This is a genomic window from Rhodanobacter sp. MP1X3 (genome assembly GCF_014207165.1).
Lineage (GTDB): Bacteria > Pseudomonadota > Gammaproteobacteria > Xanthomonadales > Rhodanobacteraceae > Rhodanobacter.
The window spans coordinates 1-15,092 of record NZ_JACHCO010000004.1 but is presented as its reverse complement, the minus strand read 5'-3'; the positions used below and the strand labels follow the sequence as shown (position 1 = coordinate 15,092).

The following is a 15,092-nucleotide window of genomic DNA, read 5'->3' as shown; positions in this document are numbered from 1 at the left end:
ATTTTTCAGGGAAGGGAACGGTCCGGGGTCGGCAGTTTCGTTCATCATGAACAGCGGCAGGGCGCATGCTGATAGCCCCGGACAGTTCCCATTGTCAGCGATCCTAGCAGCGGATTTTCCGGCTATACCAATGACTAGAAGTTATTTGGTTATGGCCATAACTTTGATGAAGATCGGCAAGCGACCACCAAGGAAGAGATAATAAAAAGCCGTCTTTACTGCTAGGTGCTCAGTTGATCTGTTGATCCATTTGCATCACTTACACCCATCTCGAAGTGACTCGGAAATACGAAAACACTTCAAACAGACTTGGCCGTCTATATCGTGATTGCCAAATACCATGGCATGTAGGCTTGGCAGCTGGAAGCTATCCGCGAGACAATTCCATCAAAGCCGCGCAATGTCTTGTTCTGCACTGTGCTATGGCATCTTCCCCAGGGAATCCGTTATGGTCAATTTTGGTATCCCTACAGACGCAGTGCATGTCAGAGAAAACTCTCAAGTCGTGGCAAGAAGAGATCAAACGCTTGCTGCAAGATCACCATGCGCATGATCGTCACGGACTTACGTTGCTTACAGAAGCACTTAGCAAGGCAACAGATCGCACACAGGCTAGAAATGAACTGGCGAAAAAAGCTGATGAAGCCCGATTTTTCTATCGACGGTGGCTGGTTGCTGAAAGCGAGCACTACTCAGCCATCCTGATAGGTTGGCCACCGGGTCATCACACGCCAGTTCACGATCATGATGGCCTTTGGGGCATTGAGCTTGTTCTCTCGGGATCGCTTCACGTCGACGAGTTCGAGATCATCGGAGAAACAGTGACCCCCGTCAGAGCCATCGATCTTGCCTGCGATTCGGCAGCCATATTCGAAGACGCCGCCTACGCGCACGCATGCTCCAACCCATCCATGTCGTCTCCAGCGCTGAGTCTTCACATCTATGGGGGCTCTTTGCAGTCGTACGACGTGTATCCAGACCACGAGGTCGCCACGCGCGAGAGAAAATCAACGTCTACGGAAACTCTGTAACGCGTACAGAACGCATGCGACGTAGAAGAATGTGCATCATCTATTCGCGTAAGACGCCTGCATTGCTTACGGCGACGATCCAAAGTCGATCACTTATCGGCTCTCAGAAAGTGCTGGTCGAGCAATTCATATAGGGCGCCAAAGAGCTGCGCGCAGTGCGAAAATACATTGTGCTCCGGTGCTATGCCAATGACCATTTGGCATATCCACATGGACTTTTCAATTCCTTTGGAAGAGCGAAAAATCATACGCAAGTTTAACGATGCGCGTGCTTGACTGAAGTTGAAGAAGCACCACAACACACGTTGTGCGCAACCAGGTGGGGATAGGCCATGACAGACATCGCAATCATCGGTGGCGGCGCCGCAGGCGCTGCCGTATTTGGTGAACTCCTTCAGCGTAAACGCGCCTGCACGATTCACTGGATCGTCGGTGCGTCCTCACCGGGTCGGGGCGTGGCATACAGCACGGATGACGACCGTCACCTGTTGAATGTTCGCGCCGACAAGATGGGGCTTTTTCTGCACCAGCCCTACGATTTTCTGGAGCATGCGAGCGGCGAACTGGCGAGCGTCAGCGGCTCGGATTTTCTTCCTCGCCGTCTATTTGGCGATTTTGTCCAGGCCCAAGTCGCTGCGCTCATCCATTCTGCGCGTCAACAAGGACAATCCGTGGAGATACATCGCGCGAGTGCGGTAGACATCGCCCCAGCGGGCGATGACCGGTATAGCATCGCCTTGCACGATGGAAGAAGGATCGAAGTGGATGGCGCTGTCTTGGCGCTCGGTGCGCTACCGCCTCGCGCTCTCAGATGTGTCACATCAGAAGCTCGTGAGAGTGGCGCATACAAACTCGATCCCTGGAACCTGGCGAGTGACGCGCGCAATCCGCGTCGAGTCGTTGTCATCGGCACCGGGCTTACAGCAGTCGACACCCTCCTCACGGTATCCACGCGTTGGCCTAACGCCCAAATGGTTGCCGTCTCCCGGCATGGTCTCTTGCCCTCGGTACACGCCCGAGACGGGCTTGATCCATATCCCGACCAGCAAACGCTCAACGACGATCTTCTAAGTACTCCCAGCATTCCGCAGATCGTCCGTAAGATTCGACGTGCGATTACCGAACATGCCGGAGACTGGCGTAGCGTCGTTGACGGTCTACGGCCGATCAACAGTCTCCTTTGGCAGGGCCTTACAACAAGGCAGCGGTGGCAGTTTCTGCGGCACGTGCGCTGGGTTTGGGAAGCAGGGCGCCATCGAGTACCCCCCGCTTCACATGACGCGATCGAACAGCTGCGTGAAGAGGGGCGGCTAGGGATCCTGGCTGCGAGGGTGCTACGTGTCGAGGGCATTGCGCCGTTGCGGCTGACGATCCGTGATCGTGCTTCTCAGCTGAACAGTATCCTGGAATCCGATCTCGTCATCCAGGCGACAGGTCTGGACACGGCTTGTGCATACACAGAGCATCCTCTGATATCCAGGCTTCTGGAAAATGGGATGGTGGTGCCAGATCCTCTCCAGCTCGGTATAGCCACCGAAATAGACGGCCAAATACTGAGCCGCGATGGCAGAGCTCAGCCAGGCTTATATGCACTTGGCTCTCTGCTTCGTGGCGGCTTATGGGAATGCACGGCCATGCCGGAGATTCGTAAAGCGGCACACAGTGTGGCCAACCGACTGACCGACACGGTTCTACCATTCGGCGTCGTCGGCGGTGCTTCTTCCAGGTAAGTCCCGGGTTCAACTAAACGCAATACAACATTGACGGATAGAAACTTAGATCAGCGAGACTATCCATGCATCATAAATCCGATGTCTGCATTTTTTGCACAAGGCAGTTTTCGCGCAGTCTCAGCTGAGGGATACTGCTGAGGGATACTGCGGCGCACTGGATGTCGAGGAGCGAACCGGCCCGTGAGTGACAAGCCAGTTCAAAGCTCAACCCAATGGCGACGTCACTAGATGCATTGGCTCGAAAGCTGCTCACTACTCAGTCCCGGGGAGAGGTCGGTCCATTTGGCAACACCCTGCGACCGGCTCGCAACATTTCGCTCGGTAACGGCCATGTTCGACCGCTAGCATCGCCTGGCGGTCAATCAGACCGCTGCCAGGAAATGCCATGCTTTATCGTCAGCTTGCCGTTATGCCCCTTGCGCTGCTCGGCACGGTGCTGGTGACCCCGTTGCCGGCCGCTGCGGTGGCCGCCTCGATCTCCGTGCCTTTCACGGCAGATCGATGGCAGGTGCAGGGTGACGCGAAATTCGTCAAGAAAGAAGGCTTCCCGCAAGGGCTGCTGAGCTTGAGTGGCGACAGCTCGAAGGAGCCCGCGGCGCTGAAGGATTTGTCGTTCAGCGATGGTACGATCGAGTTCGACATGAAAGCGATCGGTGAAGACATGCCGGGCATTCGGTTCCGTCAGCGCGATGCGAATACGGCGGAAGAATTCTACATACGCGTTGGGCCGAATTGCCCTGCGGCACAGGACTGCCTGCAATACACACCAGTTACGCACGGACGCATGTTGTGGGATACCTATATCCAATATCAAAAACCGGCGCCGTTCCTGGAAAACCAATGGAATCACATCAAGCTGGTGATTTCCGGACGACGCATGAATGTTTACGTCAACCGTCAATCCACGCCATCGCTGAGCGTGGAGCGGTTGGAGGGGGATACGCTTGCCGGCGGTATTGAGTTGAGCGGCCCGGCGACATTTGCCAACTTGACCGTGACGCCGAACGCGGTCGAGGGTCTGTCGCCCGAGCCGATGGCTGACCCCACTGCAAGCGATCAACGGTATCTGCGTGTTTGGGAATTGGCATCCCTTACGCTGCTCGCCGAAGGCGGCGAACCGGATGCTGCTGGCATACCGTCGGCCTCGGCAGAGTGGACAACGATTCATGCCGAAGGAAACGGCCTGATCAATCTGGCTCGGCACTACGGTGCCAATAGCGATCGCAAGATTCCGGTGATCGCCTGGCTGAAGACTCGCCTGGAATCCGATCGCGATCAAACCAAACACCTATCGATCGGCTGGTTGCGCGAGGTGTGGGTATTCGCCAATGGCAAGCTCGTCTACACCGACAAGAATCTGTACAACACACCGGGGCAGCGAAAAGAACCCGATGGCCGCCTGTCGATCGACAACGGATCATTCGACCTGCCGTTGCACAAGGGCGCGAACGATGTGGTGATCGCGATCCGCAGTAATACCCCGGATATGTCGGATAAATATGGGTGGGGTGTCGAGCTGCGCCTGGATGACCTCAAGCGCGTGAAGATTGCACCTTGAAGGTGGCGCGCCAGTTCTGGAACGTGGCACATCGAAGGTCTATGGTGATAACCATGGAAACATCTCCCTCCCAGACCGTTGTGCCGCCTCTTCAGCGATGGCACTCGTTCATCCTGGCTATCGGCTTCTGGACGGCCGTGGCCGGCGTCTTCGCTTTGTCGCAGCGGGCACAGGGCGGCGAGTGGCAACATGTATTGTTATCGTCGCTGGCGCAGTGGTGGTCATGGGGATTGCTGACACCGCTGATAAACGCTCTGGATAGACGACTACCGTTCACCGGCAGCCAGTTGGGCTATCGCATCATTGCCCATCTGCTGCTGGGGCCGCTGGCGGTGGTGGCATATGGGTATGTGTCGGCCGCCATCGCGACGGCGATGCAGCTGCAACCTTGGTCGAGACTGCTGCATGTCGACATACTGTTGGGCGCCATCCACGGCATGTTCTGGAGCATGTTGGTTTATGGCTTGATCGTGGGCGTATGCCAGGCCTATGCCTATCAGCAGCGCTACGTTTCGGCTGCATTGCAGGTGCAGCGACTGGAACGGAATTTTTCGGAGGCCCGCCTCAACGGCTTGCGTATGCAGCTGGATCCGCATTTCCTGTTCAATGCGCTCAACACCATTTCCGCGCAGCTGGAGCGCGAGCCAAAGCTGGCGCGTACCATGATCGAGCATTTGGGCGATCTTCTGCGTCTTTCCCTCGCACCGCAGAGCAGGAAAGAGGTTCCCTTCACGGACGAACTTGCTTTCCTCGATCATTACCTGGCCATTCAAAAGATTCGCTTCGGCGACAGCCTCAGGCTGGATCTAAGCGTATCCGACGACGTGAAACGGGCCATGGTTCCGAGCATGTTTCTGCAACCGCTGGTGGAAAATGCCATCCGCCATGGGCTGTCGCCCCGCGCGAACGGCGGAACGGTCACCTTGGTTGCCGAGCGGCTTGACCAGCAACTGCATATTCAAGTGATCGACGACGGCGTTGGGCTTCCGCCCGACTGGCCCAATGGCAGCCGGCAAGGCGTAGGTTTGTCGGTGACCCGCGAACGTATCGCCAGCTATGCAGATGGTTCCAGTCGTTTTGCCATTCATCGACGCGCGGAAGGTGGCACCGAAGTCGATATCCTGTTTCCACTGCACATTCATCAAGCAAGCCATGATCGGCAAATCGCCTGAAACTCTCCGTGTGCTGGTCGTCGATGACGAGGCGCCGGCTCGCCAGCGCCTCGTCGATGTGCTGAAGCAGGACGTCCAGGTGACGTCGTTGATCGAAGCGAGCGATGGCCTCCAGGCTGTCATTCGCATCGAGCAAGAACGGCCCGACATGGTGTTTCTCGATGTGCAGATGCCCGAGTTGGACGGCATGGGCGTTATCCAGACCATCGGGCCTTCGCATATGCCATTGACCGTTTTTGTTACGGCCTACGACCAGCATGCGATTGATGCATTCGAATCCAACGCACTGGATTATTTGCTGAAGCCTTTCAGCGATGAGCGTCTGGAAGCGACCTTGGCACGGGCAAAGACACGGCTGGCGGAAAGACAGTTACAGGCCTTTGGTCAGCATGTGACGCGGATGTTTTCGGAGCGAGCCGAGTCCGAACGCTACCTCGACCGCCTGGTGTTGAAGTCGAACGGTGTGACTCATCTGGTTCGCGTTGCCGATATCGACTGGATCGAAGGCGCCGGTGTCTACGTCAACCTGCATGTCGCCGGAAGGCCGATCCTCTATCGAGCCTCGCTCAATGAGTTGGCAGAGAACTTGAATCCCCAGCTTTTCGTGCGCGTTCACCGCTCGTCAATCGTCAACATCGACAGCATCCTGCGCATGGAGCAGAGCTCCCATGGTGAGTTCGATGTGGTGCTCAAGCATGGTGGACAGACACGAGTGAGTCGCACCTATCGCTCCCTGCTCGAAAGGCGTCTTGGGCAGTCACTGTAGCGGGGTACGTTAGTGCTATGTACACCTTTTAAGGTCGCCGCATGAAGCTATATTGGGGCGTTATCGGCAATGGCATTCGAGCTTGGTAGCACTCATTGAGTGCGAGGTCACACCAATGTCACCGTATGTATCTACCTTCGGTATTCCCGATCCTCCTGTGGATCGGGAATACCACTGATGAAGGAGCTATCCATGAGCGACCAGCACGAAATTCATCATCATCACCACGAAGCAGCCAAGCATCTTGACGAAGCAGCCAAGCATCATCGTGAAGCAGCCAAGCATTCAGAAGCTGGCCATCACGAGCAAGCGAGTCAACACGCCCATTTGGCTCATGGCCACAAACTTCACGCCATTGAACACGCCGAACACGCTGCAAAGAAGCACGCGCACAAGCACAACGGTCATTGATTGACCTAGCTTGTGGCCTTTGGTGCGTCCAGATCAGGCGCACCAAATGGCTCGTTGATGCCCTATACGGCAGAGCCGATTGCCAATCTTGGCTACGAGGTGTGAGGTCACTCCAGCGAATTTCGGCTACGCCACCAACCTGAAATATCCCATTACGCTAGCCATCAAGTGGTTCTGGGTCTGATCGCCATCAGAGCGAGTAGGGCAGGCCTTCGGTAATAAATCTCTCGAGCGCAAGCCGAGCCTGTCAAATCCACATCCAGTCTTAGTTGCGGATTCCGATTCATTGGAACACTTATTCCTGTAGGCGCAGGTCAGTGCGTTGCTGATGATCAGTGATCGCATTGAATCTTCTATCTCCTGTTGACTCACGATCCAACAAAAGCGTTCAGAGATATTTTTCGAAAGCAATCAGCACGCGGTGACGCGAATACTGTCTATGCCACCCTTTTCGGTATTTAAAGAATATCCCGCAGGATCACTGTTACGAAGCGCACATTGCCCGGTGTTGCCATCTGCAGCTCCAGCCGGGCCCCTAAAGCACCCTCCAGCTTGCTCCAGAGTTGTTCTTGGCTGAGCGCATCTGGGCCTTGGCCATCGATGAGGGATACCACTTCACCAACCTTGATGCCCGCATCGGCGGCAGGGCTGTCGGAATAGACAGCGCTCACGGACCAGATATTTCCTTTGCGCAGCAAGCGGAGACCAGCCCGGTTGAATACGTCCTTCTGACCATAGAGGTGGTTGGCCTCCAGGATGATCCGTTGGCGAGCGTAATCGAAGGTCAGATTGAACTGCTTGAGAATGCCGAGCCCAATATTGGCCGAGACGTTGCGGTTGGCATCAAAGCCCGAGTGCTGAAGCGAGATGCGCGTGACCGGGGCGTGGACGACGGCCAGCGATCGACCATCCGGACCATCGAAGGAAACCGTTCCCACCCGTTTACGAGCCCACACGCCGTGGGTGGCGCCAAGGGCCTGCCCTGTATAAGGCAGGTCGGCGTGATAGCGCTCCACCAAGCCGTAACGCCGGGCGAAGGGCGCAATCAGCAATAGAGAGCCGTTATCGCCGGTATCGATGGTGAAAAGCCCCGCGATCCCGTCGATGGCTCCCTTGACCTCGGGCTGGTTATCCTGAAAATGAAATGGAATCACCGCGCCGACGCCACTGTAGGTGAAGGCATCAGGCCGGGTCAGGGTCATTGTCTGTCGGTCGAAATCGAACCGGACGACGAAGCGCTGCAATATCTCCAAGCCCACAAGCGCCTTGTCGGGGACTCCAGCGTCGAAGGCCATGCTGTGGAAAGCCACGTCATTAATCACTGCATCGCCGAGCGCTACCTGTCCCAGACGTCCGCTGGTTGAGATGGGGCCTGTGCCCTCACCACCACCTCTGGCTTGCATACGGCCGACGACGCCGATGTTCAACGCCGCCACTGCAGCGGGTTGCAGGATCAGGCTGCCCCCGCTGTCGAACTCGGCGCTGAAGATCTTATGCCCATCGACTGTCAGAGGCACGAAAATACGGTTGTCCGCCGTCAGGCGAAAGGGTACCTCCACGCTATCCTTGTGCGGCGGCAACACGATGTCGGAGGGAGGAAGAGGGGGAACCGAATACAGGCCGTCTGTGATGTCGGGATTCACGTCGACGGACTGGACGGTCGCCACATCGTCAAACGTGGGATCGCCGCCGTCGCCCGATCTGATCGCGAAAGGCAGCACGACGCCATGTACGAGACGATAGTCCGAATAGGTCGTGACGACGCGATCTTCAGCCTGTTGCTCGTCGGTGCGGGCCAGCAGATGCGTCGCCTGATCAATCCAGGCTTCAAACATTCGCCCGCCTTCCGGCGTTATGTCCAACACATCGAAACTCCGCCCGTTTTCGTTGCGCACGCCGACGAAGCGGATGGTCGCGGGGCGACGTTCGGGAAACCACCATCCGCGCGCCACACGGAAGGCTTCATCGGCGGCGACAAGTGCGGCGTCGACATCACCCAAGGAGTAGGCGATGCCGCTACGGGCCTGCCGCCATGGCGTTACGCCGTCAAACCCATGCTGCGTCGTAAAATTGGATCGAACATAGCGATCCATGTAACGCCCCGTCGCCACATCTTCCCAGCTTTCGGCGCGGACAGTCTGCCCACCTGAGCTCATGTTCATGACCGTATGAAGAGTCCGAATCCCCTCCCAATGGTCACCGCCGGAGGCTTGTCGCATGGCCGTCAGAATCGCCGTGGCCTTATCCTCATTTTGCGCGGTGGCAGGAGGAGAGGAGAGAAAGAGCATCGCCACCATAAGGAGCGGAAGGAACATGGATGGATTGAGCTTCATGGCCGACAAAATATTCGCTCGGCGTTGCTGCCGTCTTGAACGTGCGAAACATCGGGTGGGCTAAGCCTCGTCATGACGGCGCCAAGTGCCCGGTGTCAGGCCCGTGTGTGCGCGCACCATTCGGCTCATGTGACTTTGATCCGCGAAGCCGATTTGATGGGCAATCGTCGAAAGACTTTCACGCCCGTCTTGCAACAATGTCACGGCCCGCGCGACTTGCAAACGACGCGCATAGGTTCCGACGCTACATCCAAACGTCCGCCTGAAGGCGCGCGCGACATGCACAGGATGGACATCGGCGACGGCCGCGAGCTGATCCATGGAAGGCACACCGTCCGTATTCGCCTCCAGATAATCGCGAACCCGCAGCAGCCAGCGGGCGCCACGAACCTCTGCAAGGTGGGCGTGATCTACTGTCGCAACGAGTTCAAGAACGAGGCTCTCGATCGCCAGCGCAGACACCGTATCCCGGCGCCTCATTTCGCGGCCAACGCGGGCGCCGAAGATCGCAAGAACGTCGTCCTTCCGGTGCCACGAATCGTCGAAAACCCGCGTCTCCGGTCTTAATGCGGCGAGACGCGCAGCCTCTATCTCAATCGTCAGGATGCGCGTCTGAACCGCTTCATGACGGTCTGCGTGATGCTCGCCGGCTGGATGAACAATGACTGTTCCAGGTATGACGTAGCGTTCCTTCCGGCCGAAGGATTCGTGGTAGCCACCTGCCATCACCACACAGACACTGGCGAGTTCATGATCGTGGCGTTTGATGGTTAGCGACGGCGGATACACGCCGTCATGAACGATGAAGCCATCGATCTTGTGCTGAGCACTCTCAGCAGCGTGTAATGTCCCAGCCTTCAGAGTCACCCAAGTCGGTCCTATTTTTCACGCTCAGGGCGTTAGATTACCCATGAACAGGACGTTGAAAAACGGCGCCCCTGGTGACTCCGAGCGTATCCCTTCGGATTGGTCATGGACAGTCGTGACCGTAGCGTAGCCAGCGAAGCGTCGATCGGCTAGAAACTTGTTATTGAAGCAGGGGAGATTCCCGCGTGCCTTGTAACGTCATGCCACCAGGCGGACCGTTTCACTGAGGCATTACTCGATATTTATTGAATGAGCCAACTTGCGCCTGAGGCCCGGACCACACATGCTGGTCAGAGCTTCCGCCAGAGGTGACGGTATGAACGAGGCAAGCAACCACGACGACCCGCAGAATCTGCACGCTCAACGGAAAACGTTGATGCGCGGCCTGCCGATCGCCGCACCCATTGCCCTCTTCGTTTGGCTGGCACTGCGTTACGGTCTGTCCCCGCTGCCGGATATGCAGGCATGGCCGGATCGACTGTGGTTCGCTATAGGTTGCTGTTGCGTGGCCGTGCTGCTTTGTCTGCTACTCGGTATCGAAGCTGTATCGCATGAGCGTCTCGTCACTGCCGCCGTCAATCCACTGGCGGGTGCTGAATCGGCGCGCATGAAGGTCAACCTGCGCTATCTGCAAAATACAGTGGAACAACTGTTGCTGTTCATTCCAGGGCTGCTGGGGCTTGCGCATTATTGCGACGACGGTGCATCCATGCGCGCCGTGGCAGCGACCACCGTCGTCTGGATCCTTGCGCGCTTCGTATTCTGGATCGGCTATCACCAAGGGCCGCTGTTTCGTACCCCGGGCCTGGTCGGGGTGGTACAGAGCCTGTTGGTATTGCTTTACGTATGCGCGCGCTTCGCTGACGATGTGGCCGGCATCGCCGGCGCCGTGTTCGTGATCGGTCTGTTTGTCGTCGGTGAAATCTACCTGGTCTGGATCAACCGCGAATCACGCGTCGCGCGGCTGGATTGAAGGGTTCAGGCTGAGGTAAACGGAAACGCCATACATAACTACGCCGGACACCCGAACAGCTTCAATTACCTCAAGGAACGATTTCAATACACCACGTCGGCGAAATGGAAAGAGCCCCAAGCATTACGTGAAAGCCTGATCACCAAAGGTGCAACAAATGCCGGCCGGGATGTTCGCCAGGAAATGGGTAATGGTTTATTCGATCGCTTGACCACGACTGATAAAGCAGGGAAAAAATATGGCCCGTTGGCCCGCCCGGGTTCCGCTGCGGGCGCCTTATGGGATGTCGTTTCCGTCCGTTTTGCCAAGCAGGCAACCGGCAGGGTGGATGTAATCCACGCTGCGCCAAGCACTGATCCCTATTTCAAGAGCAACACATTTCAAGGCAGTACATGGATCACGAAAGAGCAGCCCACTTTGAAAGATCAAGGTAGAACAACCATCAGGGAACGCTTTGCTGAACACCTGCAAGAACATCTGCAAGGACCAAAGCATCAGGGACTGCCAGATTGGTCTGGAACAGGCGGGTTCAGGGGGAATTTGCGTCCGCAGACGGGTGGAAGCTTGACGCCTGGAGTGCAAAAGCCGCGGTCCAAGCTTTAATCCAGACTATCTGCAGGTTGTTATCCCTCGTCGAAACTGTGTGATGCGGGTTGCACAGCCTTTCCACTGCTATTTCAACGTGAAGGTCAGAGTGCCGTAGCCAAGCTGATCAAAGCCACTGCTATTCGGTCCATAGTTGCCACCGCCACCCTCGGGGCGCACCTTGTTAGCCCACGTAGTTATATATGGCGCATCAAGGCCCTTCAGCACCACATAGTGATTGTAGAAAAGCTCCCACGTCGGGCGGGTGGCGCCCCTTCCCATATTGGAGATGACGTCCTGTGTGACGTCACTGTTGGCGTACGTAGTGTATGGAACGTCATAGCCAAGGTTGTACTTTGCGATGTATTCAACACCTTTCAGGATACGGTTATCGTCATAACCGAAAAGGTCATCGTGCTGATTCCAGGCCATCTGGCTTAGCACGCCAAGCTCGGAGACATCGAGCGTGCTGTGACCTTGATCGCGTCCGCTTTCCTGCGTCTGCGCAAGACCATCCGGGTAGATCTTCCACACCATCTTGTCTATGGCGCCATTGCCCTTGCCATGCTTGAAGTAGTCGACCGCCTCATCATAGATGTCGCGTCGATCTGTAAGGATGCCAATGGCCATCATGGAGTCCAGGTTGCACAGGTCCCAGTTGGCCCAGTAGTGGTCGATCTTCGCGCCGTTGTGGTTCATCAGAAAGTCGTGGTTCATCGAATAGAAAACGTCGAGCATCGTCTTCTTGAACCGATCGAAATCACGCGCTGGCCATTTCCTGTAGGTGCGCATGATCTCTGCCGCATTGGCAAACTCATAACCATAAAGGCCAGATGCCAGGTATTTGTCCGAGGTTCCGTCGATCCTGGTCAACGTCTTTGACCAAGCATCCAGAATGGCCACGGCTTTGTCGGCATAGGCATCGTCACCACTCACCTTCCAGCGCAAAGCGAGTGCGTAAGCAGCGGCAGCGTCGTTAAACAGCGCAGAGTAATTTTGCGGATGGTTTCCGATCTTGCCTCGATAGACGACGTCGACGGGGCGTGGTGTCCAGCTCAATGACGCATGCGGGTTCTTGATAAGCATGTTCCACCCATCCAGCCACGGCTGAGCACCTTGTGCGACCTTGGTCTTCATTCGGTCGAAGTCAGCTTGGGTGTGCAAGGCACCAGGGTGAACGAAGGACTGTGCCAGCACAGAAGGTGCGGTCAGCACGGTCATCATCACAACGCCGAAATGGCAGGCGATAGTCTTGAATGGAAGATTCAATTTTCAGCTCCGTCCCTTAAGAATTTATTTGCATTCCCGGGAAGCTCAAGACGGGAGTATCCGGACAAAGTCAACGAAGGTCGCGAATGTATATGTCAGTACATGACTGAGTAATGACGAGGCTATCGAGCGATGTCAGGAGCGGCCCACTTCTGGTTTCAGCGTTTCCGAAAATCGGAACAATGTCACAGCAGGGGAAACTTGACTTAGGAATGGTCCGAATTGACGAGAGCGTCGCAAATTGGAGAAACATGAATCGCGATACGCGATTTCATAATTGTCGGTGATCTTCCGACATCGCAGGATGCGGCAGATCGATGCTGGGGGCATCGCACGCAATTGCTGGATAAGGGCAGGGGCAGACGGCTCCGGACCGAGGTTCGGGCCTCTTGATACCCTGGCTCGTCGCAGGAAGCCCCTAGACATCTTCATTTGATAAATCTAGGTCAGGGGACAAGCAGATGAAGCACGTTGTCGGTGTCGGCAATAACGGTCGTTGGCTGAGAGAAAAGTCCGGTCAGGGCGAGCCCGCCAGAAAGCGACTCGTGGTGATGCTTGGCATCGCGCTGGCCGCCACCAGCGTCGACGCATTCGCGCAGGTCACCACACCCAGCGCCGGCGGTGACATCACCAGTCTGGTCACGGCGAATGACGACATTTCGTTGCAGGGCGGCAACTACACCATCAACCTGCCGACCGGCGTCACTACCTACAGTGGTGTCATCTCTGGCACCGGAACGCTGACCATCGATTCGCCCAATGGCGCCTCGAAGCTCATTCTTACCCAGTCAACCACCTACACGCTACCCGTTTCCCAACAGACGCAGACCACCTACTACGATACGTCAATTTTACTGCCCCTGTTACCTACGACGGCCTGACCAGCCCGAACGTTTTCCATGGCGGCGTCATCGCCGTCAACAATCCCGATCCCCCCTCGCTGACGATCGGCAACAACACCACGCTGCAACTTGGCAATGCCACCGCCGGTGGCGTGAACTTAGGCGTTGCCGGTACCGGTCCCGGTACCGACAACGGCCACGGCACGGATATTCTCGACAACGGCACACTGCTGCTGGACGAGGCCGACTCGGGAGTCATAACGCTGACCGGATCGGTCAGCGGCAGCGGCGGCATTACTGTGATCAGCCCTGGCGGCAATGGCGGCATAGGTCTGTATGGCGTGAACACGTATACGGGACCGTCGCTCTTCTTGGAGGATGGCGCCAATATCGGCAACCACGGTGAGTACGGAAGCACGCCCGATACGGATTTTATTGTTATCAAGACTTCGTATCTGCCAGAAACGCCCGTGCCGGTGCTGGGTCTGCCGGGCAAGATCGATATCACGCAGAACATCTGGGAAGTCGGTTTTGAAAACGACATCAATCTCAATGCCTATACCGGCCTCGTCATGTTTCGCGGGGTCTACAGCTACAGCGACTCTGGCAACGATGACGACCCGAGCCTGTCCAATGCCAAGCTGAATTTCACCACGCTAGCCGGCAATGCTTCCGAGCGCGGGGTGAATATCGAAGGCTCCGTCGTGCAGTTCGGCGACGGCACCACCAGCCAGATGTTTATCTCCGGCAACTCGGAGAACACCTACATCAACCTGCACAACAACGGCATTCTCGGGTTCGACTATAACGGCACGACCACGCTCAATACCGCCATCGGCGGCGGCCAATACTTTGGCTCACTCAGCACCCCCGGTATCGGCGATATCGTCATCACCGGCAACGCGTCCAACGCCAACCACGTGATTTTTACCCAGGGCGAGTATTACAACGGCCTCACCCAGATCGATGCCGGCACTATCCTGCAGCTTGGCGATGGCACACAAGGCGATGCCAGCAGCATTCCGGCCAATGTCGACTTTTACGTCGGCTATTACAACAGTTCCGGCGGTAACAGCAGCTTGCTCACTGCCGACAGCGCCAACGGTTTGAGCACCGATCGCATCACGGACAACGGCACACTGATTGTCGACAACACGGCTGGTGCCGTGGATGGCGTCACCGCCGTCTCGCTCTCCAATATCAGCGGCAGCGGTTCGCTGCAACAGATCGGCAACCTGCCGCTCACCTTGCTTGCCAATACCACGTACACCGGCGCGACCACGATCGGCACCGGCAGCACACTGTATCTGGGCACTAACAGCAGTGGCGTTGCCGGCAGTATCGCCTCCAGCAGCGGTGTCGCCCTGACCGGTACCGGTGCCACGCTGGATATCTCCCAGGCAAGTGCGGAGACGTTGCAGGATCTCAGCGGTGCAGCTGGAAGCATCGTTGCTCTCGGCAGTCATGCCCTGACCGTCGGCACCGCGGACTCCACGGTGTTTGCTGGCGCCATCACGGATGGCGGCATCGGCGGTGGCAGTGCAGGCAGTCT

12 protein-coding genes are annotated in these 15,092 nt (G+C 56.8%); 9 read left to right on the top strand and 3 right to left on the bottom strand.

Features of this window, described 5'->3' with window-relative positions; all coding sequences use genetic code 11:
* Positions 1–482: 482 nt before the first annotated feature.
* The 6 genes from HDE79_RS11570 to HDE79_RS11545 all read left to right on the top strand — a co-directional run bounded on the left by HDE79_RS11570 (position 483) and on the right by HDE79_RS11545 (position 6,671).
* Complete coding sequence (locus tag HDE79_RS11570; protein WP_184602145.1) at positions 483–1,031, top strand: cysteine dioxygenase family protein; 549 nt, start codon at positions 483–485, stop codon at positions 1,029–1,031.
* 332 nt (positions 1,032–1,363) lie between these two features.
* On the top strand, positions 1,364–2,761 hold the full coding sequence (locus HDE79_RS11565; RefSeq protein WP_184602144.1) for an FAD/NAD(P)-binding protein: 1,398 nt from the start codon (positions 1,364–1,366) through the stop codon (positions 2,759–2,761).
* A 388-nt stretch (positions 2,762–3,149) separates the two neighbouring features.
* On the top strand, positions 3,150–4,322 hold the full coding sequence (locus tag HDE79_RS11560; protein WP_184602143.1) for a hypothetical protein: 1,173 nt from the start codon (positions 3,150–3,152) through the stop codon (positions 4,320–4,322).
* Positions 4,323–4,375: 53 nt separating this feature from the next.
* Positions 4,376–5,494, top strand: coding sequence for a histidine kinase (locus HDE79_RS11555; RefSeq protein WP_184602142.1), 1,119 nt, complete (start codon positions 4,376–4,378; stop codon positions 5,492–5,494).
* Positions 5,475–6,260, top strand: a complete 786-nt coding sequence (locus HDE79_RS11550; protein ID WP_184602141.1) for a LytTR family DNA-binding domain-containing protein — start codon at positions 5,475–5,477, stop codon at positions 6,258–6,260. The genes HDE79_RS11555 and HDE79_RS11550 overlap by 20 nt, the downstream gene beginning before the upstream one ends.
* Positions 6,261–6,452: 192 nt before the next feature.
* Complete coding sequence (locus HDE79_RS11545) at positions 6,453–6,671, top strand: hypothetical protein (RefSeq protein ID WP_184602140.1); 219 nt, start codon at positions 6,453–6,455, stop codon at positions 6,669–6,671.
* A gap of 458 nt (positions 6,672–7,129) precedes the next feature.
* On the opposite strand, the gene HDE79_RS11540 is transcribed toward HDE79_RS11545, so the two are convergent.
* Both HDE79_RS11540 and HDE79_RS11535 read right to left on the bottom strand, forming a co-directional pair.
* A complete protein-coding gene (locus HDE79_RS11540; protein ID WP_184602139.1) occupies positions 7,130–9,004 on the bottom strand; it encodes a hypothetical protein in 1,875 nt (624 codons plus the stop codon).
* A gap of 60 nt (positions 9,005–9,064) precedes the next feature.
* Positions 9,065–9,871 carry an AraC family transcriptional regulator gene (locus HDE79_RS11535; RefSeq protein WP_184602138.1) on the bottom strand — a complete coding sequence of 269 codons (807 nt, stop codon included), beginning with the start codon at positions 9,869–9,871 and terminating at the stop codon, positions 9,065–9,067.
* Between the two features lie 316 nt (positions 9,872–10,187).
* Here HDE79_RS11535 and HDE79_RS11530 point away from each other — a divergent pair, with 316 nt between their 5' ends.
* Positions 10,188–10,844 carry an MAPEG family protein gene (locus HDE79_RS11530; protein WP_184602137.1) on the top strand — a complete coding sequence of 219 codons (657 nt, stop codon included), beginning with the start codon at positions 10,188–10,190 and terminating at the stop codon, positions 10,842–10,844.
* A gap of 672 nt (positions 10,845–11,516) precedes the next feature.
* On the opposite strand, the gene HDE79_RS11525 is transcribed toward HDE79_RS11530, so the two are convergent.
* Entirely contained in the window at positions 11,517–12,698 is a 1,182-nt protein-coding gene (locus HDE79_RS11525; protein ID WP_221440135.1) for an alginate lyase family protein, read from the bottom strand.
* 461 nt (positions 12,699–13,159) lie between these two features.
* On the opposite strand from HDE79_RS11525, the gene HDE79_RS11520 reads away from it, so the two are divergent.
* Both HDE79_RS11520 and HDE79_RS11515 read left to right on the top strand, forming a co-directional pair.
* Positions 13,160–13,579 carry a hypothetical protein gene (locus tag HDE79_RS11520; protein WP_184602135.1) on the top strand — a complete coding sequence of 140 codons (420 nt, stop codon included), beginning with the start codon at positions 13,160–13,162 and terminating at the stop codon, positions 13,577–13,579.
* 113 nt (positions 13,580–13,692) lie between these two features.
* Positions 13,693–15,092 (top strand): hypothetical protein (locus tag HDE79_RS11515; RefSeq protein WP_221440134.1); only part of this gene is annotated, 1,400 nt, incomplete at its 3' end.